Source organism: Streptomyces sennicomposti (assembly GCF_019890635.1).
GTDB classification, from domain to species: domain Bacteria; phylum Actinomycetota; class Actinomycetes; order Streptomycetales; family Streptomycetaceae; genus Streptomyces; species Streptomyces sennicomposti.
On record NZ_JAIOAB010000035.1, the window covers coordinates 14,597 to 39,836 of the forward strand.

Annotated in this window: 22 protein-coding genes; 15 read left to right on the forward strand and 7 right to left on the reverse strand. The window is 73.7% G+C overall.

Annotated features, from left to right (window positions below):
* The first annotated feature begins 26 nt into the window (after positions 1 to 26).
* The 4 genes from hisG to K7787_RS19755 all read left to right on the forward strand — a co-directional run bounded on the left by hisG (position 27) and on the right by K7787_RS19755 (position 4,020).
* Positions 27 to 875: an ATP phosphoribosyltransferase gene (hisG, locus tag K7787_RS19740; RefSeq protein WP_009187564.1), complete on the forward strand. Its 849-nt coding sequence runs from the start codon at positions 27 to 29 to the stop codon at positions 873 to 875.
* 13 nt (positions 876 to 888) lie between these two features.
* A complete protein-coding gene (locus K7787_RS19745; RefSeq protein WP_009187563.1) occupies positions 889 to 1,356 on the forward strand; it encodes a PH domain-containing protein in 468 nt (155 codons plus the stop codon).
* Between the two features lie 232 nt (positions 1,357 to 1,588).
* The gene (locus K7787_RS19750; protein WP_009187562.1) at positions 1,589 to 2,935 is read left to right on the forward strand and encodes a hemolysin family protein; all 1,347 of its coding nucleotides are present in this window, start codon (positions 1,589 to 1,591) and stop codon (positions 2,933 to 2,935) included.
* Positions 2,932 to 4,020, forward strand: a complete 1,089-nt coding sequence (locus tag K7787_RS19755) for a hemolysin family protein (protein ID WP_223002390.1) — start codon at positions 2,932 to 2,934, stop codon at positions 4,018 to 4,020. Before K7787_RS19750 ends, K7787_RS19755 begins: the two co-directional genes overlap by 4 nt.
* A 97-nt stretch (positions 4,021 to 4,117) precedes the next feature.
* On the opposite strand, the gene K7787_RS19760 is transcribed toward K7787_RS19755, so the two are convergent.
* On the reverse strand, positions 4,118 to 5,989 hold the full coding sequence (locus tag K7787_RS19760) for an AAA family ATPase (protein ID WP_223002391.1): 1,872 nt from the start codon (positions 5,987 to 5,989) through the stop codon (positions 4,118 to 4,120).
* Positions 5,990 to 6,559: 570 nt separating this feature from the next.
* A complete protein-coding gene (locus K7787_RS19765; RefSeq protein WP_043260582.1) occupies positions 6,560 to 7,135 on the reverse strand; it encodes a uridine kinase family protein in 576 nt (191 codons plus the stop codon).
* A 251-nt stretch (positions 7,136 to 7,386) separates the two neighbouring features.
* On the opposite strand from K7787_RS19765, the gene K7787_RS19770 reads away from it, so the two are divergent.
* From K7787_RS19770 to K7787_RS19795, 6 genes are all read left to right on the forward strand, one after another.
* A complete protein-coding gene (locus tag K7787_RS19770) occupies positions 7,387 to 8,337 on the forward strand; it encodes a hypothetical protein (protein WP_169437523.1) in 951 nt (316 codons plus the stop codon).
* 244 nt (positions 8,338 to 8,581) lie between these two features.
* A complete protein-coding gene (locus tag K7787_RS19775; protein WP_231573951.1) occupies positions 8,582 to 10,036 on the forward strand; it encodes an amino acid permease in 1,455 nt (484 codons plus the stop codon).
* Positions 10,037 to 10,333: 297 nt separating this feature from the next.
* Complete coding sequence (locus K7787_RS19780) at positions 10,334 to 11,731, forward strand: C39 family peptidase (RefSeq protein ID WP_223002392.1); 1,398 nt, start codon at positions 10,334 to 10,336, stop codon at positions 11,729 to 11,731.
* Between the two features lie 157 nt (positions 11,732 to 11,888).
* Complete coding sequence (locus tag K7787_RS19785) at positions 11,889 to 12,038, forward strand: SCO1431 family membrane protein (RefSeq protein ID WP_019983919.1); 150 nt, start codon at positions 11,889 to 11,891, stop codon at positions 12,036 to 12,038.
* Between the two features lie 63 nt (positions 12,039 to 12,101).
* Positions 12,102 to 12,800 carry a TetR/AcrR family transcriptional regulator gene (locus tag K7787_RS19790; protein ID WP_282107275.1) on the forward strand — a complete coding sequence of 233 codons (699 nt, stop codon included), beginning with the start codon at positions 12,102 to 12,104 and terminating at the stop codon, positions 12,798 to 12,800.
* A 708-nt stretch (positions 12,801 to 13,508) separates the two neighbouring features.
* Positions 13,509 to 14,681 (forward strand): acyl-CoA dehydrogenase family protein, encoded by a 1,173-nt coding sequence (locus tag K7787_RS19795; RefSeq protein WP_019983921.1) that lies wholly within the window; start codon positions 13,509 to 13,511, stop codon positions 14,679 to 14,681.
* A gap of 395 nt (positions 14,682 to 15,076) precedes the next feature.
* Here the strand turns inward: K7787_RS19795 and K7787_RS19800 are convergent, their stop codons facing one another.
* Positions 15,077 to 15,514 (reverse strand): hypothetical protein, encoded by a 438-nt coding sequence (locus K7787_RS19800; RefSeq protein WP_223002393.1) that lies wholly within the window; start codon positions 15,512 to 15,514, stop codon positions 15,077 to 15,079.
* A gap of 269 nt (positions 15,515 to 15,783) precedes the next feature.
* Here K7787_RS19800 and K7787_RS19805 point away from each other — a divergent pair, with 269 nt between their 5' ends.
* From K7787_RS19805 to fxsA, 4 genes are all read left to right on the forward strand, one after another.
* Positions 15,784 to 16,224, forward strand: a complete 441-nt coding sequence (locus tag K7787_RS19805; protein WP_019983923.1) for an Lrp/AsnC family transcriptional regulator — start codon at positions 15,784 to 15,786, stop codon at positions 16,222 to 16,224.
* 157 nt (positions 16,225 to 16,381) lie between these two features.
* Positions 16,382 to 17,986 (forward strand): amidohydrolase, encoded by a 1,605-nt coding sequence (locus K7787_RS19810; RefSeq protein WP_223002394.1) that lies wholly within the window; start codon positions 16,382 to 16,384, stop codon positions 17,984 to 17,986.
* Positions 17,987 to 18,530: 544 nt separating this feature from the next.
* Complete coding sequence (locus tag K7787_RS19815) at positions 18,531 to 19,340, forward strand: polyprenol monophosphomannose synthase (protein WP_009187550.1); 810 nt, start codon at positions 18,531 to 18,533, stop codon at positions 19,338 to 19,340.
* A gap of 70 nt (positions 19,341 to 19,410) precedes the next feature.
* Positions 19,411 to 19,974, forward strand: a complete 564-nt coding sequence (fxsA, locus tag K7787_RS19820; RefSeq protein WP_009187549.1) for an FxsA family membrane protein — start codon at positions 19,411 to 19,413, stop codon at positions 19,972 to 19,974.
* Positions 19,975 to 20,079: 105 nt separating this feature from the next.
* On the opposite strand, the gene K7787_RS19825 is transcribed toward fxsA, so the two are convergent.
* The 4 genes from K7787_RS19825 to yczE form a co-directional block, all read right to left on the reverse strand.
* Positions 20,080 to 20,454: an RNA polymerase-binding protein RbpA gene (locus K7787_RS19825; protein WP_009187548.1), complete on the reverse strand. Its 375-nt coding sequence runs from the start codon at positions 20,452 to 20,454 to the stop codon at positions 20,080 to 20,082.
* Between the two features lie 279 nt (positions 20,455 to 20,733).
* Complete coding sequence (locus tag K7787_RS19830; RefSeq protein WP_223002395.1) at positions 20,734 to 22,083, reverse strand: MFS transporter; 1,350 nt, start codon at positions 22,081 to 22,083, stop codon at positions 20,734 to 20,736.
* Between the two features lie 52 nt (positions 22,084 to 22,135).
* Complete coding sequence (locus K7787_RS19835; protein ID WP_223002396.1) at positions 22,136 to 22,903, reverse strand: glycerophosphodiester phosphodiesterase family protein; 768 nt, start codon at positions 22,901 to 22,903, stop codon at positions 22,136 to 22,138.
* Positions 22,900 to 23,628, reverse strand: a complete 729-nt coding sequence (yczE, locus tag K7787_RS19840) for a membrane protein YczE (protein ID WP_247721091.1) — start codon at positions 23,626 to 23,628, stop codon at positions 22,900 to 22,902. The genes K7787_RS19835 and yczE overlap by 4 nt, the downstream gene beginning before the upstream one ends.
* Positions 23,629 to 23,662: 34 nt before the next feature.
* On the opposite strand from yczE, the gene K7787_RS19845 reads away from it, so the two are divergent.
* A complete protein-coding gene (locus K7787_RS19845; RefSeq protein WP_223002398.1) occupies positions 23,663 to 25,162 on the forward strand; it encodes an SCO1417 family PLP biosynthesis transcription factor in 1,500 nt (499 codons plus the stop codon).
* Positions 25,163 to 25,240: the final 78 nt, after the last annotated feature.

A 25,240-nucleotide genomic window follows, 5' to 3' on the forward strand; every position in this document is an offset into this window, starting at 1 on the left:
ACACCCGAACGAAGGAAGCCGACCTCATGCTGCGCATCGCCGTCCCCAACAAGGGTTCACTCTCCGGCCCTGCGGCGGACATGCTGCATGAGGCCGGCTACCAGCAGCGCCGCGAGTCCAAGGAGCTGCGGATCGTCGACCCGACCAACGAGGTCGAGTTCTTCTACCTCCGCCCCCGCGACATCGCGATCTACGTCTCCTCCGGCCGCCTCGACATCGGCATCACCGGCCGCGACCTGCTCGTGGACTCCGGCGCCGGCGCCGAGGAGATCCTGCCGCTCGGCTTCGCCCGCTCCACCTTCCGCTTCGCCGCCAAGCCCGGCGCCGCGAGCGGCATCGAGGACCTCAAGGGCAAGACGGTCGCCACCTCCTACGAGGGCATCGTCGCCGGGCACCTCGCCGACAGCGGCATCGACGCCTCCGTCGTCCACCTGGACGGCGCCGTGGAGACCGCGATCGAACTCGGCGTCGCCGAGGTCATCGCCGACGTGGTGGAGACCGGCACCAGCCTGCGCAACGCGGGCCTGGAGGTCTTCGGCGAGCCGATCATGCACTCCGAGGCCATCGTGATCCGCCGCACCGGCGCGGACGCCGAGGACCCCAAGGTGCAGCAGTTCCTGCGCCGCCTCCAGGGCGTCCTGGTGGCCCGTACGTACGTGATGATGGACTACGACTGCCGGGTCGAACAGCTGGAGAAGGCCGTCGCGCTGACCCCGGGTCTGGAGTCCCCGACCGTCTCCCCGCTGCACAACGAGGGCTGGGTCGCCGTGCGCGCCATGGTCCCGGCCAAGGAGGCCCAGCGGATCATGGACGACCTGTACGCCATCGGCGCCCGGGCCATCCTGACCACGGCCATCCACGCCTGCCGTCTGTAAGGGGCGCCCCGAGATGTCCGACCTGCCCGAGCTTCCCGTCACCTTCCGCCCCGCGGTCACCCGTGTGGTGTTGCTCACGGCCGGCATCGCGATCTTCGCGGTGATCACGGCCGTGGCGGTCCTGCTGGAGCCGCTCACCCCCGGCGAGCGCATCAGCTTCGTCTTCACCGGCGCGCTGCTGTTCGGCGTGCTGCTGATGCTCTCCCGGCCCAAGGTCGTCGCCGACGACTCCGGCGTCACCGTCGTCAACATCGCCAGCCGACGCCGCCTGGAATGGCCGGAAATCCTCCAGGTGAACCTGCGTCCGGGTGACCCGTGGGTGTTCCTCAACCTCAGCGACGGCACCAGCCTGCCCGCGCTCGGCATCCAGCCCGGCATCGCCAAACAGCGCGCGATCGCCGACGCCCGGGCCCTGCGCACCCTCGTGGAGGCCCGCTCCCTCCACGACCCCGAGCGGTCCGCGGGCACCTCCCAGGGCTGACCGGGTGACGTCCGACCTGACGCATCCGGCCGCATCTTGACTAATCTGGTGGCGGAGACGTTTTCGCTGCGTCTCCGCCCCTGAGCCCCGCCCGGTGCCAGGGGCTCCTGCTACCCGAGGAGTGACTCCCTCCGGCGATGGACGGATCGTCCTGCAGTACCTGCGCCGCCCCCTGCCGACATAGCGCGCACCGCGACACCGCGGTCCCCGCGCGCGCGGAGGCGGCGGCATCATGACCATCCCCCTGCTGCTCCTCGCAGCGGCATTCCTGCTCATCCTGGCCAACGGCTTCTTCGTCGCCGCCGAATTCGGACTGGTGACCGTCGAACGCGCGGACGCCGAGAAGGCCGCCGCCGACGGCGACAAGAGGGCCCGCACGGTCGTCGAGTCGCTCGGCGAGCTGTCCTTCCAGCTCTCCGGCACCCAGCTCGGCATCACCATCACCTCCCTGGTCGTCGGCATGCTCGCCGAGCCCGCGCTCGCCGCGCTGCTGCGCGGCCCCTTCACCGCCGTCGGCGTGCCCGACGGCGTCGTGCCCGGGGCCGCCGTGCTCATCGGCATGCTGCTCGCCTCGGCGGTGCAGATGGTGATCGGCGAACTGGTGCCCAAGAACTGGGCCGTGTCCCGGCCGCTCCAGGTCGCGCGCTTCGTCGCCGGCCCGCAGCACCTGTTCTCGCGCCTGTTCCGCCCGGTCATCTCCGCGCTGAACACGGTGGCCAACCGGCTGGTGCGCGCCCTCGGCGTCGAACCCGCCGAGGAACTGGCCTCCGCCCGCACCCCCGGCGAGCTGGTCTCGCTGGCCCGCCACTCCGCGCGGGCCGGCGCCCTCGAACAGGACACGGCCGACCTGTTCGTGCGCACCCTGTCCCTGGGCGAGCTGACCGCGCAGCACGTGATGACGCCGCGCGTGAAGGTCAGCGCCCTCCAGGTCTCGGCGACCGCCGAGGACGTGGTCAACCTGACCCGCGCCACCGGTCTGTCGCGCTTCCCCGTCTACCAGGAGAAGATCGACGAAATCGTCGGCATGGTCCACCTCAAGGACGCCCTCGCCGTACCGGCGCAGGAACGCCTGCGCACCCCGGTCGGCCGGATCGCCCGCCCGGCGCTGCTGGTCCCCGAGACCCTGCCCGTGCAGCCGCTGCTCGCGCAGCTGCGCAACGAGCAGCCGATAGCCGTCGTCGTGGACGAGTACGGCGGCACGGCCGGCGTCGTCACCCTGGAGGACATCGTCGAGGAACTCGTCGGCGAGGTGCGCGACGAGCACGACGCCAAGGACGTGCCCGAACTGGCGCCCGCCCCGCCCGAGGACGGCCGGCCCGCCTGGGACGTCGATGGCGGCTGCCGCGTCGACCTGCTGAGGCGCATCGGCCTGGAGGCCCCCGAGGGCCCCTACGAGACGGTCGCCGGCCTGGTCGCCGACCTGCTCGGCCGGATCCCGGCCCCCGGCGACCGCGCGGAGCTGCCCGGCTGGCGGCTGTCGGTGCGCGAGGTGGGCCACTACCGCGCCGAGCGGGTCCGCCTGGTGCGGACCGGCCGCCCGGCCGAGGCCGTCGCGACCGGGACGGAGGCCGCCCGATGAGCGTGCTCCAACTGGTCTTCGCCGCGCTGCTCGTGCTCGTCAACGGCTTCTTCGTCGGCGCCGAGTTCGCGCTCGTCTCCGTCCGCCGCAGCCAGATCGAACCGCTCGGCACCGCCCGCGCCCGCCAGGTGCTGCACGGCCTGGAGCGGCTGCCGCAGATGATGGCCGCCGCACAGTTCGGCATCACCGTCTGCTCGCTGACGCTCGGCGCCGTCGCCGAACCCACGGTCGCGCATCTGCTCGAACCGGTGTTCAGCTGGATGCGGCTGCCGCACGGCCTGATCCACCCCCTCGGCTACGTCCTCGCGCTCGCCGCCGTGGTCTTCTTCCACCTCGTCATCGGCGAGATGGTGCCGAAGAACCTGGCGATGGCCGCCCCCGAGAAGGCCGCGCTCTGGCTCGCCCCCGGGCTGGTCGCCTTCGCCCGCCTGTGCAAGCCCGTCACGGTGGCGCTCGGCGCCTGCGCCCAGGGCATCCTGCGGCTCTTCCGCGTCGAGCCCAAGGACGAGGTGGAGGCCGTCTTCACCAGCGTCCAGCTCGGCCGGCTGGTGGAGGACTCCGGGCAGGCCGGTCTGCTGGACCCGGAGGAGCAGGAGCGGCTGGAGGACGCGCTGGAACTGGGTTCCCGCCCGGTCCTGGACGTGCTGCTGCCCCGCGAGAAGCTGGTGACGGTCCCGCCGTCGGTCACCCCCGGCGAGATCGTCGCGCTGACCGCCCGCACCGGCTACTCCCGCTTCCCGGTCACCGCGCGGAACGGTTCCTTCATGGGCTTCCTGCACGTCAAGGACGTCCTCGACGCGGAGGACTCCGACCGGGCCGTACCGCAGCGGATATGGCGTCCCATGCCGACGCTGAGGTCCGAACTCCCGCTGGACGACGCCCTGACGGTCATGCGCCGCGCCGCCACCCATCTGGCGCAGGTCGCGGACGCCTCCGGCCGGGTGCTCGGCGTGGTGGCCCTGGAGGACGTCCTGGAGCTCCTCGTCGGCGAGGTCCGCGACCCCGCCCACCGCATCGCCACCGAGATCCGGCTCACCGAGCCGAGGGGCAGCGGGGAACCGGAGGAGAGAGTCCTGGCGACCTAGCCGGCGTACGGGCCGCCTGGAGTCCGTAGTACGGGCTGTCCCGAGTACGGGAGTACGGGCTGTCCGGAGTACGGGGGCGGGGCCGCGGGGTCCGTCGTCACAGTGCCGACGGATCCTGCGGCCCCCGCCCCGACAGCACCTCGCCGTAGGCCTGCATCAGGTCCGGCAGCCGCAGGGTCGCCAGATCGTCCCGGGACAGCTCGCCCGGGTACGCCGACAGCCTGAGGTCGCGGTAGGCGCAGCTCTTCTCGTACAGCGTCCGCAGGAAGCGCCCGTTGCCCAGCTCGTCGATCCAGTCCTGGTCGACCACGTGCCCGGCGATCGAGCGCAGCTCGTCCAGCGCCTCGTCGTCCCACACATCGCCGTTCTCCGCGGCGAGCACCTTGCCGATCTCGGTCAGCTCCAGCGGCCGGTACGACGGGAAGTCCACCCGGGTGGTGAAGCGGGACGACAGCCCGGGGTTGGCGGCCAGCAGCCGGTCCATCCCCTCCGGATAGCCGGCCAGGATCACCACCAGGTGGTCGCGGTTGTCCTCGGCCCGCTTCAGCAGCACCTGCAGCGCCTCGTCGCCGTAGGCGTCGCCCTTGCCGTACCCGGAGTTGGACAGCGAGTAAGCCTCGTCCACGAAGAGGACCCCGCCGATCGCCGAGTCGATCAGCTCGTTGGCCTTGACCGCCGTCTGCCCCAGGTACTCGCCGACCAGGTCGGCGCGCTGCGCCTCCACCAGATGGTCGCCGCCGAGCAGCCCGAGCGCGTAGAACACCCGGCCCAGGATGCGGGCGACCGTGGTCTTGCCGGTCCCCGACGGGCCGGAGAAGACGAAGTGCCGCTTCGGCGGCTGCACCGGCAGCCCCTGCCCGGCCCGCAGCCGGGCCATGTTGAGCTGTGCGGACAGCGCCTTGACCTGCCGTTTCACCGGCTCCAGCCCGACCATCCGCTCCAGCTCGGCGAGCGCCTGCTCCAGCAGCGCCGGATCGGTCGGACCGCTCGGCGGCGGCCCGGCGGCGGAGGCGGCCCGTTCGCGCACCGCCGGATCGGCCACCGGCGGGAACGCGGCGCCGGGCGGCGGCTCGGGTTCGCCGCCGAGCCTCAGATCGCGGCCCTCGGCGCCGAAGACCGGGTCCAGCAGGTCCGGTCCGTCCACCGTGTCCTGGCCGCCGGCCCCGGAGAGCGTGATCGCCGCGAGGTCGGCCGCGTCGTCGTACCCGTCGCCCTCGGCTATCGCCGCCAGCCGCGCCGAGGTGTCCATGAAGGCCGGGTCCACCCGGTGCACCGCCCGGTACAGCGGCAGGGCCGCGGCGCTGCGGCCGGTGCCCTCGTGCGCCCTGGCCAGCCAGTACCGCAGCTCCTTGCGCTGCGGCTGCTCGCTGCGGCACCGCATCAGCGCCGCCGCGAGCAGCGGCTCGGCCTGCCCGAACATCTCCAGCCGCACCCGGGCCATCCCGCCGAACAGCCCGGCCTCGATGCCGAGCATCGGATCGTCCACCAGGGGGTCGGTGTGCCGGACGAGCTGTTCCCAGTCCTTGACCAGATAGGCGCGGCAGGCGTGCAGGAACCGGACCTGGGGATCGGTGTCCACGGGCGGCAGACCGGCCAGCGCCCGGTCCAGCTCGGGCACATGCCGCCCGTCCAGCCAGTGCGAGGCGTGGGCGAGCAGCAGATCGCGCGGGCTCTCCAGCACCGGCTGCACCCACCAGCCCAGCCAGTACCAGGAGTTGAGGCTGCGGCGGTGCCGGGAGCGCTGCTCGCCGAAGCGGTCGCGGTGCCGGAACATCCTCAGCAGCGCGGTCGTCGTGTCGACGCGCAGCGCGTGCAGCCCGAGCCAGCCGTCGGCCATGCCGGGGTCCATCCGCACCGCGGCCCGGAACTCCTCCTCCGCCTGCGGATAGGCGCCCATGGTGTAGGCGTCCACGCCTCGCAGCCAGGCCAGGTCGGCCGGGGCCTTCGTGCCCTGCGTGCCGAAGTCCATCACGTCCCCCACAAACCGTGCCCCCGTAGGTTCGCCGCCGGACCGTCGCCCGGCGGCTGCCTCTGGTCGAACCGCTGTGCCGCGGACCGGAGTTGCAGGTGCGCGAAGCAGCCGCTCGAAGGTCGCACCGAGGGCATCGTACCCGTGGGGGCGGCGCCCGCCGTAGGGTGCCGCAGGGGGCGTTCGACGAGGTGGGAGCGCGGGGCGCGCGCCCCGTCCGGTCACCCACGGTGATCACATGGCCCCGCGCGGCGCTCGTGGACCGGCTTCAGGGCAGAACGAAGCCCCCGGTCACGGGGGAACAACCGGGGGCTTCGCGTCAGCGGGCGGTCCTCGATGACCGCACATTGAGAACGTAAGACCTGTACGGCCCCCGGGTCAAGCGGAGTTGGGGCACTGCGCCGAGTTCCCCGGCGGGGATCTTCACAAGTTCAGCACACTGCCGATGATCCGTCACGGTGCGTCATTTCCTGGTCCGGTCCAAGGGGCGCGACGGGGCCGGGGACCGGGACCGATTCCGGGACGCGCCAGCGGATCAGGGTCCGGTGCGGTTGCGGGCGCACGGCCGGATCAGCGGCCGGCGGCCGGTCCCGGCGCCACCTCGTACCCCGACTCCCGCTGCCGCACCAGGAGGTCGGCGAACGGCCGGGACGGATCGGCCGCGAAGTGCCGCCGTTCCGCCGCAGTCCACCCGGTCCAGAACTCCCGCTGCTCCTCGCCGTCCCGCGCCCGGCCCCGCGCCCAGGACTCCTCGCGGGGCAGCTCCATCCACAGCAGCCGGGCCAGATACGGGCGCAGCGCCCGGCGGCCGGCGCCGACGCCCTCGACCAGGATCACGGGCGCGGGCGCCAGCGCGCGGGGCGGCGAGAAGCGCCGGGCGCGCCAGTCGTAGGGGGAGTAGTGCGCGGTGGCCCCGCGCGCCAGCGGCTCGATCACCTCGGTCAGCAGCCGCCCGTCCCAGGCGAACAGCTCCTCGTGGCTCGCGATGTCGTCCAGGTGCAGTACCGGGGCGCCGCCCAGGGCCGCGGCCAGGCGCCCGGCGAACGTGGACTTCCCGGAGCCCGCGTGCCCGTCGACGCCGACCAGGCGGACCGGGCCGCAGGACGGCGGAAGGCGGCGGAGCTGAGCGGCGAGGGCGCGGATCACGGTTCCCGGAGTGCGTGGGCGAGGCGGCTGGCATATATCGCCGGAACATTCTAGGGGCCGTACGCGCCGGACCGTGCCCCGCCCCGAATTAGTGGCGGATTGAACCATCCGGTGAGCGCCCGTCACACCACGCCGGAATCACGCCGATCCGGCGGTGAACATGTCGGAATTCGCGTTCCGGTTGTGCCCCGTGCTGAGTAAAGTGCCGGTGGTGCAACCATGAGGTGCCGTACGGGGACGGACGGGGGAAGATGGCCGCCGGGTTGTTCGAAGGGCAGTACGTCTGGCATCCGGCGGCGGACGACCGGACGCTCGCGAGCGTCTGCGTCGACGTCCGGGCCGGCCGCTGGGCCCGCGCGCGGACCGCCCTCGCCGAGACCCGCGGCGACCACGCCCTGCGCGCCCACCGTTCCCTGGTGCTGGCCTCCGAGGCCGCCGACTCCGACCTCGCCGAGCGCTGGCTGGCCGAGGAGCCCGCGCCCGAGGCCGCGCTGCTGTGGGCGAGGGTCGCGGTGCTGCGGGCGCTGCGCGCCGCCGACGCCCGCGACGACCGGGCCGAACCACTGGAGCGGATAGCGCTGTCGGCCTGTGACCGGGCCTCCGCGGCCGACCCCGCCGACCCCACGCCCTGGGTCGCCAAGCTGGCCATGGCCCGGCTGCACCGGCTGCGCGACCCGGCCCCGCGCGGCCTGCTCACGGCGCCGCCGGGACCCTGGCGGCTGTTCGCGCACATCCTGTCCCTCGACCCCTGGCACCGCGAGGCCCACCACCGCTTCCTGGCCTTCTTCTTCGCCCGCTACGGCGGCTCGGTCAACGCCGCCTGGGACGTCGCCGCCTTCCTGGCGCAGCGCGCGCCCGCCGACTCCGCGCTGCGGCTGCTGCCGCTGGTCGCCCTGGTGGAGAGCTTCGATCCCGCGCGGCTGCTGGCCGACCGGGTCTGGGAGCAGCCGCAGTGGCGCTCCACCGCCCTCGCCGTCCACCGCGACTGGCTGCCGGCCGTGGCCGGCTACCGCTTCACCCCGGTGCTCGACCTGGCCTACCTCGCCCACGCCCTGGTCATGTCCCGGCGCGAACCCGAGGCCCGGGCGGCCCTGACCGCCATGGGGCCCTACGCCTCCCGCATGCCGTGGTGCGTCTTCGGCGACCCCGTCGAACAGCTCTCCCGGGCCCGGCGCGCCTGCGGTCTGCCGGTGCCCCCTTGAGGCCCCGAGCCCTGAGCCCGTGAGGCCCCGGGGTCCCGAGCCCCTGGGACCCCGAGCCCTCGAGCCCGCCCCGCGCCGGTGTCGCCCGCCGGGGGAGACCCGACCCGAATCAGCCACTCACCGAGAGGAAGGCCCCGCCGTGTCACCACGCAGAACGGCCCAGCGCGTCAGGACCACCGGAACCCACCGGGCCCGCGGCGGGGCGGAGGTGAACGCGCTCGACGACGACGCCACCCTGCACGCCATGGGCTATCCGAGGAAACTCACCCGGCGTTTCAAGGCCTTCGACAATTTCGCGATCTCCTTCACCATCATCAATGTCTTATCGGGAATTTTCTCGTCCTTCGGATTCGGAATGAACGCGGGCGGCCCGCGCGTTCTCGTGTTCGGCTGGATAGGCGTCTCCGTGATGGTGCTGTTCGTCGGCGCGGCCATGGCGGAAGTCGCCTCCGCCTATCCGACGAGCGGCGCGCTCTATTTCTCCGCCGGGAAACTCGCCAAGCGGCACAAGGGCGCCTGGTCCTGGTTCACCGGCTGGCTCAACTTCGTCGGCCAGATCGGCGGCACCGCCGCCACCGGCTACGCCGCGGCCACCTTCATCCAGGCCTTCCTCGCCCTCCAGTGGTCGTCGTACCGGCCCACCGCCCACCAGACGGTGCTGATCACCGCCCTGATCATCGTTCTCCAGGGCCTGGCCAACACCCGCGCCGTCCACCTGGTCGCCGTGCTCAACCGGATCTCCGTGTGGTGGCTGCTGATCGGGCTGGTGGTGATCGTGACCACCCTCGTCGCCGTGCCCGACCAGCACCGGCCGGTCTCCTTCGTCACGCATTTCGCGAACAACACCGGTTTCACCAGCGGCCTTTACGGCGGCATGCTCGGACTGCTGGTCACCAGCTGGACCTTCACCGGCTTCGACGGCAGCTTCCACATGTCCGAGGAAACGGTCCGCGCCACCGTCAACGCCCCCAGGGGCATCACCCGAGCCATCGGCTGGTCCGCGCTCACCGGACTGGTCCTCATGCTGGCCCTCGTCACCGGCATCGGCGACTACGACCGGCAGGCGAGCGCGGACGCGCCTCCGGTGCAGATCCTCATCGACGCCCTCGGCCAGGCCACCGCGAAGGCGCTCCTGCTGATCGTCATCGGGGCGATGCTCTTCTGCGGTCTGGCCAACCTCACCAGCAACACCCGGCAGATCTTCGCCTTCTCCCGGGACGGCGCCATGCCCGGCTCCCGCTGGTGGCACTCGGTCTCCCCGCGCACCCGCACCCCGGTCAAGGCGGTCTGGCTCGCGGTGGCCTGCTCGCTCGCCCTGGTCCTGCCCGGCTGGTGGTCGCACACGGCGTTCACCGCCATCGTCAGCGTCAACGTCGTGGGGCTCTTCCTCGCCTACGCCGTCCCGATCCTGCTGAGGCTGCGGCTCGGCGACGAGTTCCGGCCCGGCCCGTGGAACCTCGGCCGCTGGGGCCGGCCGGTCGGCGTGGTCGCGGTCACCTGGATCGCGCTGAGCAGCGTGCTGTTCATGCTGCCGCAGGCCGCGCCGCTGACCGTCGACTCCTTCAACTACGCGCCCATCGCCCTCGCCGTCGTCCTGCTGGTGGCCACCGTCTGGTGGTTCGCCACCGCCCGCCGCCGCTTCCAGGGACCGGTGAGCTACGGCCGCCCGGACGAGGTCGCGGCGATGGATCTGATCTGAGGCCCAGGGGGACAGGGGCCGGGGGCCGGGGGAGCGCCCGGGAAGCACCGTTCCGCCGGACGGCCCCCGGACCTCGGCCCCCGGACCCCGTCTCCGTCCCCGGACTCGGGACGGGGACGGGGGCGGCCGGGGAAGCGGGACACACCCGCTGGTCACGCCAGTGGTCGAGACCAATATTGGTGGGCGTGGCGTGCGCCGTAGTGCTGGCAGGAGCAGGCCGCCGCGGCCATAGTGGGCGCAACGCCGTGCACGGACCGCCCATCCGCCCCGACTCGGACACCCGGGGGTTCCCCGCCCATGAGCAGATCCGAACAGCCGTCCCGCAGAACCGTGCTGACCGCCGCGATGGCCGCCGCCGTCGCGGGCCCCACGCTCGTCGCCGGCGCCGCCGCCCCGGCCGCCGCCGCGGACACCCACCGCGGCCCCGCCGTCCCGGCCCGCCACGGCCGTCACGACCCGGCCCGCCCGGTCGACTACCGCGCCTGGACGACGTACGCCGACTGGTACGAGGGCGTCTTCCGGGGCGCCCGCGCGGTGGCCGGCGCGCGCCCCGCCCTGGAGATCGCCGCCCCGGCGGGCAGCACCGACTACACCGACCCGCACACCGGCGCCACCGCCCGCTGGGAGTACGCCACCTGGACCGGGCCGCTGCACCGGCTCCCCGTCCCGGCCACCGAGGCGATCGCCTCCTGGAACGCGGACACCCCGGCCGGCACCTGGCTCCAGGTGGAACTGCGGGGCACCTACTCCGACGGCACGGACACCCCCTGGTACGTGATGGGCCGCTGGGCGGCCGGGGACCAGGACATCAAGCGGACCTCCGTGGACGACCAGAGCGACGGCCGCAGCACCGTCTGGACGGACACCCTCGCGATCGACGACCCGGCCTCCGGGCTGCGGCTGGCCGCGTACCGGCTGCGCCTGACCCTCTACCGGCGGCCCGGCACCCGGCTCACCCCGCTCGTCCGGCGGATCGGCGCCATGGGCTCGGACGTCCCCGACCGCTTCACCGTCCCCGCCACCACGCCCGCCGGCCCCGCCCGGGAACTGGCCGTGCCGCGCTACTCGCAGGAGATCCACGCCGGCCAGTACCCCCAGTACGACAACGGCGGCGAGGCCTGGTGCAGCCCGACCTCCTCGCAGATGATCATCGAGTACTGGGGCGGGAAACTGACCCCCGAGCAGCTCTCCTGGGTGGACCCGTCCTACGCCGACCCGCAGGTCTGCCACGCGGCCCGCTCCACCTACGACCACCAGTACACCGGCTGCGGCAACTGGCCCTTCAACGCGGCCTACGCGGCGACCTTCAAGGACCTCCAGGGCGTGGTCACCCGGCTCGGCTCGCTCACCGACCTGGAGACGCTGATCGCGGCCGGCATCCCGGCCATAACGTCACAGTCGTTCCTGAAGACCGAGCTGACCGGCGCCGGGTACGGCACCTCGGGCCATCTGATGACGGTCATCGGCTTCACGGCGGACGGCGACGTGATCGCCAACGACCCGGCCTCGCCGAGCGACGACGCGGTACGGCGCGTGTACGCCCGACGTGAGTTCGAGAACATCTGGCTGCGCACCAAGCGGTACAACGCCTCCGGCCAGGTCGCCTCGGGCAGCGGCGGCGTCTGCTACCTGTACTTCCCGGCGTTCCCCACGCCCCAGCAGGTCCGGGCGCTGGCGGCGGTGGGCGTGCGCTGACCGGACCCGCGGCCCGCGGCCCGGCCCCCCGGGACCGGCCTGTGAGCAAGCTCTCGGCCGCGGGCGCCCGCGGAAGTGGCAAGGTGGACGGCGGGACGAGGGGAGACGTTCCGCGGCGGGGGAGTCCCACCAGCACGTCGAAACCCTGCGAGAGACCATGACCGCGCACTCGGCCACCGCCGCCCCGCCCCGCGTCCGCACCGGCGGCCCCCAGGACGACGACGGCCCGAAGATCCTGGAGCACGTCCTCGGCTGGACCCTCGTCGTGGTGATCGCGATGCTCGTCACCCAGCTCGGTCTGCTGTGACCTGACCCATACCGGACCTGCCATACTGCGGTGGACCGACCGCAGTGGGAGACCGGGGCCGAATTGAAGACGAGTCAGCAGCGCGAGACCGCCCTTCCCCGCACGCTCGGCTCCCCCCGGCCCGCACCGGCCCCCGGCCGGGTGCGCGGCACCCAGCGGTCCGCGACCCGCCGCGCCGAACTCATAGCCATCGGGCGACGGTTGTTCGCCGACACGTCCTACGACGCCCTGTCCATGGACGACATCGCCCGGCAGGCCCAGGTCGCCAAGGGGCTGATCTACTACTACTTCCGCTCCAAGCGCGGCTACTACCTCGCGATCATCGAGGACTCGGTCGCCGAACTGGTGACCTTCGCGGCGAGCGGGCAGGAACTGCCGGCCGTGGAGCGGGTGCACCGCACCATCGACGGCTACCTGCGCTACGCCGAGCACAACCAGGCCGCCTACCGCACCATCGTCAGCGGCGGCGTCGGCTTCGACACCGAGGTGCAGGCCGTCCGCGACGGCGTGCGCGAGGCGATCGTCGCGACCATCGCCGAGGGCGCCTACGGGCGCACCGCCGTCACGGCGACGGCCCGGATGGGCCTGATCGCGTGGGTGTGCGGCGTCGAGGGCGCCACCCTGGACTGGATCGCCCGCCCCGAACTGTCCCGCGAGACGATGCGCGACCTCCTGGTCAAGACCCTCGGCGGCGCCCTGCGCGCCATCGAGGAACTGGACCCCACCCACCCGACCCCGCCCCCCGCCCGCCGGGACGTCTGACCCGCGCCCGCCGGCCCGCCGGCCCGGCTGACCCGAGAGTCGCCGGGGGCCTGCCGCCCGTCCCGCCGGAACGCCCGCCCCCGCCGTCCGCCGGGACGGGCTGACGCGCGTCCCGCCCGGCTCACCGTCCGGCCGCCGATTCGGGCCGCTGCCCGGCTTCGAGGGCACGGGCGACGCTTGACGGCTCGCTGCCAGGCGCCCGGGGCCGACCGCACCAGCGTCCACCCGAACCGCCCAGCACGCTCGGGCCGCCCGGCCCTGGAGCCCGACCACCCGGACTGCCGGCCCGGCCGAGGTGCCGGCCCGCCCCGACGGGCGGCCGAGCCCCGAGAATCCGGCCGCTGCCCGGCCCCGGCCCCGGCCCGGAGGCGGCGCGGGTCCCGGAGGCCGGGACCGCCGAGATCCCCGAATCGCCCCACCGGACGTCCGCGCCCGCGGGCCTCCGGCAGGGGGCGGCGAAGGCGGTTGAACCGGGTACTCCTCCCGCTCCCGTGCGACCCCGGGGAAAGGCGGCTAGTCTTTCTTGAAGTAAGCGCTCGTTAACCGGTGACTCCGTGCCTGCGATCGGGCATACTCACAGCGCACAGCCGCTGGTCAGCCGCTTCCGAGACCCGGGAGGGCGAGCATCGAGCGGCCCGAGGAACACCCGGCGGAGCCGCCCCAAGAAGGTGCTGTCCGCCAGTGCCCGACAGGGAGGAGAGCGTCGCCATGCCCGACCGCGCCCCGCAGCCGGTGGACCGGCAACTGCCCACGGAAGAGGCCCGGGACCTGATAGCGCTCGTCCGCGACATCGCGCACCAGGAGATCGCCCCGAACGCGGCCGAGGAGGAGGACGCCGGACGCTTCCCGCGCGAGGTCTTCACCCTCCTGTCCCGCTCCGGTCTGCTCGGCCTGCCCTACGACTCCGAGTACGGCGGCGGCGACCAGCCCTACGAGGTCTACCTCCAGGTCCTGGAGGAACTGGCCGCGGCCCGCCTCACCGTGGGACTCGGCCTCAGCGTGCACACCCTCGCCTCGTACGCCCTCGCCACCTACGGCACCAAGGCGCAGCAGGTCGAACACCTGCCCGCGATGCTCGGCGGCGGCCTCCTCGGCGCGTACGCCCTCTCCGAGCCCGCCTCCGGCTCCGACGCCGCCTCGCTGCGCACCAAGGCCGTACGCGACGGCGACGACTGGGTGATCACCGGCACCAAGTCCTGGATCACCCACGGCGGCATCGCCGACTTCTACACGGTGATGGCCCGTACCGGCGGCGAAGGCCCCCGCGGGATCACCGCCTTCCTGGTGCCCGGCGACGCCGAGGGACTGACCGCCGCGGCGCCCGAGAAGAAGATGGGCCTCAAGGGCTCGCCCACCGCGCAGATCCACCTCGACGGCGTACGGGTCGGCGACGACCGGCGCATCGGCGAGGAGGGCCAGGGCTTCGCCATCGCCCTGTCCGCCCTCGACTCCGGCCGCCTCGGCATCGCGGCCTGCGCGATCGGCGTCGCCCAGGCCGCCCTCGACGAGGCGACGGCCTACGCCACCGAGCGGCGGCAGTTCGGCCGGCCGATCGCCGACTTCCAGGGGCTGCGCTTCATGCTCGCCGACATGGCGACCCAGATCGAGGCGGGCCGGGCGCTGTACCTGACGGCGGCGCGCCTGCGCGACGCGGGCCGGCCGTTCGCGCGGGAGGCCGCCATGGCCAAGCTGTTCTGCACGGACACGGCCATGAAGGCGACCACCGACGCCGTCCAGATCCTCGGCGGCTACGGCTACACCGCCGACTTCCCGGCCGAGCGCTACATGCGCGAGGCCAAGGTGCTGCAGATCGTCGAGGGCACCAACCAGATCCAGCGCATGGTCATCGCCCGTCACGTCGCGGGTCCCGAGACCCGCTGAACTGCGCGAGCCCCCGGAACGGCGCCGCGAGCCGGACCCACTCCGGATCGTGGCGCCCCGGCAGGGTGCGGCCCCGGTCGCTCCAGACGCGCACCAGCTCACGGTAGATCGGCGGGTCCGCGGGCGGCGCGGCCGGGACCGGGACCGTCGGCGGCGGCACCAGGACGCGACGCCGGCGCCCGCCCGCAGGCTCGATGGAGGTCATGCCTGGGCAACGCGGGGCCGTACGGACAGGTCACCGCGCCCCGGAATCGGGCGTCAGTTCAGCGCCGTCCGCCCCCGGGACCGGCCGCGGACGGCCGCCCGGCCCCACGGCGCGGCGAACGAGCCGCACCACGGCGGCATACGGGTGCCGTGGTGCGGGGCGGAGCGGGTACGGGTGCCGCGGGCGGCCGTCAGGCGGCGTCGCTGCGCATCGTCGGCACGCGCATCGGGCGCGAGCCCGGGCCGCCGACGTGCGAGAAGGGCTGCGTCCGCCAGTCGAGCCCCTGAGGGAGCGTCAACAACAGGGCGGTGTCCTGCTCCTGGGGCTCCACCGACTCGTCGGCGGGCCGGGCGTCACCGGCGCCGCGGCCCGTGCCGGGGCAGACCGTGAGCCCGAACGGGTTCCACGGCGAGGCGCACAGCGCGTGCTCGGGCAGGACTTCCTCGTCCGCCAGCAGGGCGATGGGCTGCGCGCAGTCCGGGCAGATCACCCGGTACATCTCGAAGGTGTCGTAGGCGTCGAGTTCCTCGCCGTCGAAGTCGTCGGGTTCGACGCCCTCCGGCTGGGGCTCGGCAATCGGCTGCTGCCGCCTGGGCGCGGATCGACCAGGGCGCTTGAGACTCTGCATGGGTTTCTCCCCCTAAGGCTGGGCCGTGAAGGCACTGCGGCCTCGACCACAGCAAGCACTTCCCGTCCGGTCTCTGAGGTAATCACGAGAACATCACGGAGCGCGCCACTGGGATGTGGTGTTGGTCACATGCCGCGTGCGCGTGCCCGACGCGACTGTTTTGTCCCCCCGCGCGCATCGGCCCGCGGCCGCCCGCGCGGGCGCGCGCGGGCATGACCCGCGCCGCCGAGGTATCCGAGGAGATCAACGGCACTGTAGGTTCTTGCGCCATGGAGGAGCTGGACCGACAGATCGTGCAGCTGCTCGTCAAGGACGGGCGGATGAGCTACACCGACCTGGGCAAGGCCACGGGCCTGTCCACGTCTGCCGTGCACCAGCGGGTGCGGCGGCTGGAGCAGCGTGGCGTCATCCGCGGCTACGCCGCGGTCGTCGACCCCGAGGCCGTGGGGCTGCCCATGACCGCCTTCATCTCGGTCAAACCCTTCGACCCCAGCGCCCCCGACGACATCGCGGACCGCCTGGCGGGCGTCCCGGAGATCGAGGCGTGCCACAGCGTGGCCGGCGACGAGAACTACATCCTCAAGGTGCGTGTGGCCACCCCGCACGAACTGGAGGAGCTGCTGGCCCGGGTCCGCTCCCTGGCCGGCGTCTCGACCCGCACGACGGTGGTCCTCTCCACCCCGTACGAGTCCCGCCCGCCCCGCATCTGACGCGGCCCCGGCCCCGGCCCGGACCCACGGCGTACGGCGCCCACCCGCCGCACACCGCGCCCGGCCCGCCCCCCTCGCGCCGCCCGCCGCGGTCCTCCGCGCCCGTGCGGGCGACCTGCGTGCCGGCCTCGCGGGCGCACGCGCGAGACTGGTGGGCATGAGTGAGCGCACCGCCGAACCGCAGACCGTCCTACTCCGCCGCGGCGAGGTCCACAGCCCCGCCGACCCGTTCGCCACCGCGATGGTCGTCGAGGCGGGGCAAGTCGCCTGGGTCGGCTCGGAGGGCGCGGCCGACGCGTTCGCCGACGGGGTGGACGAGGTGATCGACCTGGACGGCGCCCTGGTCACCCCGGCGTTCACCGACGCCCATGTGCACACCACCGCCACCGGCCTCGCGCTCACCGGACTGGACCTGTCCGGCGCCCCCTCCCTGGAGGCGGCCCTCGCCCGGGTGCGGGAGTTCGCCGCCGCCCGCCCGGACGACCGCGTCCTGCTCGGCCACGGCTGGGACGCCGCCCGCTGGCCCGGCGGCCGCCCCCCGACACGCGCCGAACTGGACGAGGCCACCGGCGGCCGCCCGCTCTACCTCAGCCGGATCGACGTCCACTCCGCGGTCGTCAGCACCGCCCTGCTCGACCTGACGCCCGGCGACCTCGGCCCCGCCGACGGCCCGCTGACCGCCGCCGCGCACCACGCCGTGCGCGCCGCCGCGTTCGGCGCCGTCACGGCCGAGCAGCGCACCGAGGCGCAGCGCGCCGCGCTCGCCCACGCGGCGTCCCTGGGCATCGGCTCCGTGCACGAGTGCGGCGGCCCGGACATCTCCTCGGAGGACGACTTCACCGGCCTGCTGCGCCTGGCCGCCGCGGAACCGGGCCCCCGGGTCGTCGGCTACTGGGCCGAGCAGGACGTCGACAAGGCGCGCGAACTGGGCGCGGTGGGCGCCGCCGGCGACCTGTTCGCCGACGGCTCCATCGGCTCGCACACCGCCTGCCTGCACACGCCGTACGCCGACGCGGACCACACCGGCACCGCCTACCTGGACGCCGCCGCCGTCGCCGCCCATGTCGTCGCCTGCACCGAGGCGGGCCTGCAGGCCGGTTTCCACGCCATCGGCGACGCCGCCGTCACCGCCGTGGTCGAGGGCGTGCGCGCCGCCGCCGAGAAGGTCGGCCTGGCCCGTGTCCGCGCCGCCCGGCACCGCGTCGAGCACGCCGAGATGCTCACCGCGGACACCGTCGCCGCCTTCGCCGAGCTGGGCCTCACCGCCTCCGTGCAGCCCGCCTTCGACGCGCTGTGGGGCGGCGAGGACGGCATGTACGCGCAGCGCCTGGGCGCCGAGCGGGCCCGCATGCTCAACCCCTTCGCGGCGCTGCTGCGCGCCGGCGTCCCGCTCGCCTTCGGCTCCGACAGCCCCGTCACGCCGCTCGAACCGTGGGGCGCCGTCCGGGCCGCCGCCTTCCACCGCACCCCCGAGCACCGGATCTCCGTCCGCGCCGCCTTCACCGCGCACACCCGCGGCGGCTGGCGGGCGATCGGCCGGGACGACGCGGGCGCCCTGGTGCCCGGCGCGCCCGCCGACTACGCCGTGTGGCGCACCGGCGAACTCGTCGTCCAGGCCCCCGACGACCGGGTGGCGCGCTGGTCGACGGACCCGCGCTCCGGCACCCCCGGCCTGCCCGACCTCGGCCCGGGCCGTGACCTGCCCGTCTGCCTGCGGACCGTGGTGGGCGGCCGGACCGTCTTCGTACGGCCGGGCGAGTGATCTCCTGACCCCGCGCGACCGCGCTCGGCGCCCCGTTATGCGTCGCACGACCTGCGTATCCACGGGCGCCGGCGGGGCGGCGGGGCCGCCGGGACGGCCCGGCGGCGTGTTTGACAGGCGGCGGCGCGGGGCCGGTAGGTTCTGCCGGGTCCACCACCGGACGCCCGGCCGCGGGACGTCCGCACCCGCGTCGCAGCGCCGCTGGGTCAGGGACGGTGTGCCGCACCGGGTCACCGTCGCTGGCAGCCAGGCTCAGCGACCGCGTCGGCGGGGCACGTTCCGGACGGTCGGCAGGGTGTGACCCGGGTGGGGCCCGGTCGCTCAGTAGACAACGGCTTCAGGCCGATCCGCAGCCAGCGGGTCCCAGGTCGGCCCGAAGGGCGCCGGGCCCCCATCCGCAGCACGACGGCACCCGCGGCACACCCGCCCGGGCGCCCTCCGGGAGGCTTCCCGGCGGTTGCGTCACAGTACGCACGTCGTGTCGCATCCCCCCAGGCCGTGGCCACTATGGTGGACCTCTGCGTACGGACATGAAGGGGCAGTAGTGAACCACGGCGACGGCACCCCCGCGGCGGGAGCCCAGGAGAGGCGGTTCGGTCCGCTCGGCACGGCGTTGGTGATCATTCCGACCTACAACGAGGCGGAGAACATCAAGACGATCGTGGGCCGGGTGCGCGAGGCCGTCCCCGAGGCACATGTCCTCGTGGCCGACGACAACAGCCCCGACGGCACCGGCAAGCTCGCCGACGAGCTGGCCGCCGAGGACGAGCAGGTGCACGTCCTGCACCGCAAGGGCAAGGAAGGACTCGGCGCCGCCTACCTGGCGGGCTTCCGCTGGGGCCTGGAGCGCGACTACGGCGTGCTGGTCGAGATGGACGCCGACGGCTCCCACCAGCCCGAGGAACTGCCCCGGCTGCTGACCGCCCTCAAGGGCGCCGACCTGGTGCTCGGCTCCCGCTGGGTGCCCGGCGGGCGCGTGGTGAACTGGCCCAAGGGCCGCGAGTTCATCTCCCGCGGCGGCAGCCTGTACTCGCGTCTGGCGCTGGACCTGCCCCTGCGGGACATCACCGGCGGCTACCGCGCCTTCCGCCGGGAGACCCTGGAGGGCCTGGGCCTGGACGAGGTCGCCTCGCAGGGCTACTGCTTCCAGGTCGACCTGGCCCGCCGCGCCGTGAAGGCCGGCTACCACGTGGTCGAGGTGCCCATCACCTTCGTGGAGCGCGAACTCGGCGACTCCAAGATGAGCCGCGACATCCTCGTCGAGGCGCTGTGGCGGGTCACCACCTGGGGCGTGGGGGAGCGGGTCACCAAGCTCACCGGCCGCACCGCCAAGCCCCAGGACGGGAAGGCCTAGCTAGGGCCTGATCCGAACCAGAGGCCCAGCCCTTATCCGGCACTGAGCAGCTCCCAGGCACACTGGAAGCATGACGACAGGCGCTCCGACCTCTCCCTCCTCCGTCCGGCCACGGCGTTCCCGGCTGCGCAGGTATCTGCCGCTGGGCCTCGCGGCGTGGCTGGTGCTGGAGATCTGGCTGCTGACCCTGGTCGCGGGCGCGGCGGGCGGCTTCACGGTGTTCCTGCTGCTGCTCGCCGGGATCGTGCTCGGGGCCGTGGTGATCAAGCGGGCGGGCCGCCGTGCCTTCCAGAACCTCAACGAAGCGCTCCAGCGCGGCGACGCCCCCTCGGCGCGCCGCGGGGGCAACGGCCTGATGATGCTGGGCGGCCTGCTGCTGATCATCCCCGGCATGCTCTCGGACGTCGCCGGACTCCTCCTGCTGCTCCCGCCCGTCCAGCGGGCCGTCGGCCGCCTCACCGAGCGGGCGGTGGAGCGCGGGCTCCGCACCGTCGCGCCCGGCACCCTCGGCGACGCCTTCCAGCAGGTCCGCATCCACCGCCCCGACGGCAAGGTCGTCCAGGGCGAGGTGATCCGGGACGACGAGCAGCCGGGCGGCGCGTCCCGCGAACAGCGCCCGCCGCTGACCCGTTGAGCCGCCGCGGACGCAACGGAACGGGCGTCGTACGAGATCTCTCTCGTACGACGCCCGTTCCGCGTTCTCGGGAGCATCGCGGCCGAAGCCGCGCCCCCACGGGGACTACGCGCTCTTGCGGCTGTCCCGAGGATGAACGGCGATGTTCATCGCGCCCGACCGCAGTACGGCCAGACGCTCCTCGAGGACCTCTTCGAGCTCCTCACGGGTACGCCGCTCCATCAGCATGTCCCAGTGCGTACGCGCCGGCTTGGCCTTCTTCTCCTCCGGACCGTCGCCATCCACCAGGAGTGCCGGGGCCCCGCAGACCTTGCACTCCCACTCCGGCGGGATCTCCGCCTCGACCGAGAAGGGCATCTCGAAGCGGTGCCCCTTCTCGCATGCGTACTCCACGGCCTGGCGCGGAGCCAAGTCGATACCGCGGTCCGTCTCGTAGCTGGTCACCACGAGGCGCGTGCCGCGAAGAGCTCGCTCACTCATGAATCGTGCCTCCCGGGCTTGTCGCCCACAGGACAGGTGTCGCTGTCGTCGTCATCCGGTCAACGTCCGGTCGGCGGTAAAGATTCCCGTTCCGATGTCCCGTTCCGGGTCATGTGTCGCCGTCGTAGCCGCAGCCTTGTCAACCAGTGCAGTACCCACCGGCGCCCGGTTTGTCACATCTGCAATGAGATGTCACCCAGCGTTTCGGCATCTTTGACGCGCAGTAACGGTACGCCTGGCAGGCCAAACGCGTACACTACAGCCCTTTCGCCGTGAGTGCTAAATCCGGTCCGGAACCGGATTGCCCGCGTCCCGGATCGCCCGCCCCACCGGCACCCGCGCCAGCAGCACGAAGCCGATCACGAAGAACGCCACCAGCGAGACGATCGCGTCCCGGTAGCTCCCGGTGAGCTGGTACGTCACCCCGAACAGCAGCGGCCCCAGCCAGCTCATCCCGCGGTCGCTCATCTCGTACGCGGAGAAGTACTCGGCCTCCTTGCCGGGCGGGACGAGGTGCGAGAACAGCGACCGGGACAGCGCCTGGCTGCCGCCGAGGACCAGCCCGATGCCGGCCGCCAGCACGAAGAACCACACCGGCGCCCCAGCCGGCAGGAAGAACCCGGCCGCCAGGGTCGCCGTCCAGGCGATCAGCGACCCGAGGATGGTCCGCTTCGCCCCGTACGCCCGCGCCAGCCGCCCCATGCCGAGGGCCCCCGCCACCGCCAGCACCTGCACCATCAGCACCGCCGTGATCAGCGTGGACTGACCGAGTCCCAGCTCCTCCGAGCCGTACACGGAGGCCTGGGAGATCACCGTCTGGATGCCGTCGTTGTAGATCAGGTACGCCAGCAGGAAGGCCAGGGTCAGCGGCCGCTCGCGCATGTCCCGCACGGTGGCCGCCAGCTGCTGCCAGCCCCGTACTCGCGGCGCGGCGGCGGCCGGCGCCCGGCGGTCGCGCAGCCGCCGCAGCGGCACGAGGGTGAACACGCCCCACCACAGCCCCGCCGAGGCCAGGCAGATCCGCACCGCCGTCGCCTCCGACACGCCGAAGGAGTCGTGGCCGGTGAACAGGACCAGATTCGCCACCAGCACCAGCGATCCGGCCGCGTAACCGAAGGCCCAGCCCCGCGAGGACACCGCGTCGCGCTCCTCGGGCGGCGCGATCTGCGGCAGATAGGAGTTGTAGAGGACCATCGAGACGGCCACCGACGCGTTCGCGACGATCAGCAGGAGGCCGCCCAGCAGATAGCGGTGCCCGTCCAGGAAGAACAGTCCCGTGGTGGCCGCGGCCCCCGTGTAGGCGGCCGCCGCGAGCAGGGGCTTGCGGCGGCCCGTGCGGTCGGCCGCCGCGCCCGCCACCGGCATCACCACGATCGCCACGACCACGGACGCCGACACGCAGTAGGCGAAGAACGACCCGGCCCGCACCGGGACCCCCAGCGGATGCACGAACCCGTCCGGGTCCGCCGCCGCCCGCGCGACCGAGGTGAGATAGGGGCCGAGGAACACGGTGAGCACGCTGGTCGAGTAGACGGAGCACGCCCAGTCGTAGAAGTACCAGCCGCGCTGCTCGCGCCGCCGCTCGGCGGCGTCCTCGCCGGCCTGTGCCCGCACGGTGCCGATGCCCACCCGTGCCCTCGCTTCCCCGCCTCCGGTGCCGCGCGCCCCTGAGGCGGGCGCCTCAGAACCAGACGCCCCGCTCCCGCATGACCTCGCGCAGCGTGTCGATGTGATCGGTCATGATGCCATCGACGCCGAGGTCCAGGAGCCGGTGCATCCGCTCCGGTTCGTTGATCGTCCACACGTGCACCTGGAGACCCAGCGCGTGGGCGGCGCGGACGAACAGCCGGTCGGCCACCGGGACGCCCGACTGCGCGACCGGCACCTGCGCGGCGACCGCCGACCGCCGCAGCACCGCCGGCACCCCCCAGGAACGCAGCCGCAGCCCCAGCACCCCGCGCGTGCCGTACGACGTCGCAAGGCGCGGCCCGGCCAGCCGCTGGGCCCGCACCACCCGCGCCTCGGAGAAGGAGCCCACGCACACCCGCGACCAGGCGTCCATGCGCTCGATCGTCTCCAGCAGCGGCCGCAGCGCCGGCTCCGCCTTCACGTCGACGTTCCAGCGCACCTCGGGGAAGGTCTCCAGCAGCTCCTCGAAGAGCGGCACCGGCTCGCGGCCCGCCACGCGCGCGTGCGCCACCTCCGCCCACGGCAGGTCCGCGATCCGGCCCGCGCCGTCGGTCACCCGGTCCAGGGTCGCGTCGTGGAAGGCGACCAGCCGGCCGTCCGCCGTGGCGTGCACATCGGTCTCGATGTACCGGTAGCCGAGTGCGACCGCCCGCCGGAACTGCGCCACGGTGTTCTCCAGCCCGTCGGCGGCGCCGCCGCGGTGAGCGAACGGGATGGGCCCCGGATGGTCGAGATACGGATGGCGTACGAGCGTGGTCACGGACGCAGTATCGCCCCTTCGGGTGACGTCGCGGCAACGGCCGGGCGGCCCGCGCCCGCCGCCGGAACGGCGAACAGCCGCAGGAAGAACTGCGCCAGCGGTCCGATCGACACCGCGTACAGCAGGGTGCCCACGCCGATCGTGCCGCCGAGGGCGAACCCGGTGGCGACCACCGCCACCTCCACGACCGTCCGCATCAGCCGCACCGAGCGGCCGGTGCGCCGGTGCAGCCCGGTCATCAGCCCGTCGCGCGGGCCCGGACCCAGCCGGGCGGCGATGTACAGGCCGGTGGCCGCGCCGTTCAGCAGGACGCCCCCCAGCAGCAGCGGGACGCGGACGGTCAGCGTGTGCGCCTCGGGCAGTACGGCGAGGGTCCCGTCCATCGCCACGCCGACCAGGAAGACGTTGGAGACCGTACCGAGGCCGGGCCGCTGCCGCAGCGGTATCCACAGCAGCAGCACCACGGCGCCCACGACGATCGACACCACCCCGATCGTCAGACCGGTCAGCTCGGCGAGCCCCTGGTGCAGCACGTTCCACGGCTCCAGACCGAGCCCCGCCTCGACCAGAAGGCCCGAACTGGCGCCGTACAGCACGAGGCCCGCGTAGAGCTGGATCAGCCGCCGTCCGAGGCGGTCGAGACGGTCCCGTCTGGACAAGATGTCCCCCCTGGTGGTGGAAGTGGCCCGGTGCGTGACACTCTGTGGCTTGAGAACGAAAGCCATCCATGGCCAATTCGGGGAAGGTGGACTGGTACGCATGGCGCAGTGGACCTCGGCGATGGGCGCCGCACAGCTCGCCCGGCTGCTCAACTCCCAGCAGGAGCGCCCGGCCGGCCCCGGCGCCCGCCGCCCGCCCGCCTACCGCGCGCTCGCCGACGGCATCCGCCTGCTGGTCCTGGAGGGCCGCGTCCCGGTGGCCGCCCGGCTGCCCGCCGAGCGCGAACTCGCCCTGTCCCTGTCCGTCAGCCGCACCACGGTCGCCGCCGCCTACGAGGCGCTGCGCACCGAGGGCTTCCTGGAGTCCCGGCGCGGGGCGGGCAGCTGGACCGCCGTCCCGGCCGGCAACCCGCTGCCGGCCCGGGGCCTCGAACCCCTGCCGCCGGAGGCGCTGGGCTCGATGATCGACCTCGGCACCGCCGCGCTGCCCGCCCCCGAGCCGTGGCTCACCCGCGCCGTGCAGGGCGCGCTGGAGGAACTGCCGCCCTACGCCCACACGCACGGCGACTACCCGGCCGGCCTGCCCGCGCTGCGCTCGATGATCGCCGAGCGGTACACCGCGCGCGGCATCCCCACCATGCCCGAGCAGATCATGGTGACGACGGGCGCCATGGGCGCGATCGACGCCATCTGCCACCTCTTCGGCGGCCGGGGCGAGCGCATCGCCGTCGAGTCGCCGTCCTACGCCAACATCCTCCAGCTGATGCGCGAGGCGGGCGCCCGGCTGGTGCCGGTGGCGATGGCCGAGGGGCTCACCGGCTGGGACCTGGACCGCTGGCGCCAGGTGCTGCGGGAGGTCGCGCCCCGGATCGCCTACGTCGTGGCCGACTTCCACAACCCCACCGGCGCGCTCGCCGACGAGGACCAGCGTCGCCGTCTGGTGGAGGCGGCGCGGTCGGCCGGGACGGTGCTCGTCGTGGACGAGACGATGAGCGAGCTGTACCTGGAACCGGGCCTGGAGATGCCGCGGCGGGTCTGCGGCTTCGACCCGGCGGGCTCCACGGTGATCACCGTCGGCTCCGCCAGCAAGGCCTTCTGGGCCGGCATGCGCATCGGCTGGGTCCGGGCCGCCCCCGACGTGATCCGCAGCCTGGTCGCCGCCCGCGCCTACGCCGACCTGGGCACCCCCGTGCTGGAGCAGCTCGCCGTGAACTGGCTGTTCAGCACGGGCGGCTGGGAGCAGGCGGTCGAGCTGCGGCGGGGGCAGGCCCGCGACAACCGGGACGCGCTGATCGCGGCCGTCCGGCGCGAGCTGCCCACCTGGGAGTTCGAGGCGCCGCAGGGCGGCCTGACGCTGTGGGTGCGCACCGGCGGGCTCTCGGGCTCCCGGATCGCGGAGGCGGGCGAGCGGGTGGGCGTACGGGTCCCCTCCGGCCCCCGCTTCGGGGTCGACGGCGCCTTCGAGGGCTACGTCCGGCTCCCGTTCACCGTCGCCGGAGCGGTGGCGGAGGAAGCGGCCACCCGCCTGGCCGCAGCGGCCCACCTGGTCCGGACGGGCACCCCGATGAACGGCAACTCCCCGAGGACGTTCGTGGCATGAGCCGAACCGTGGGCAGCCGTGCCTCCCCCCCCCGCCCCGCCGTACTTTGAAAGCGACGTAAGCACCTCCGCCTCACCG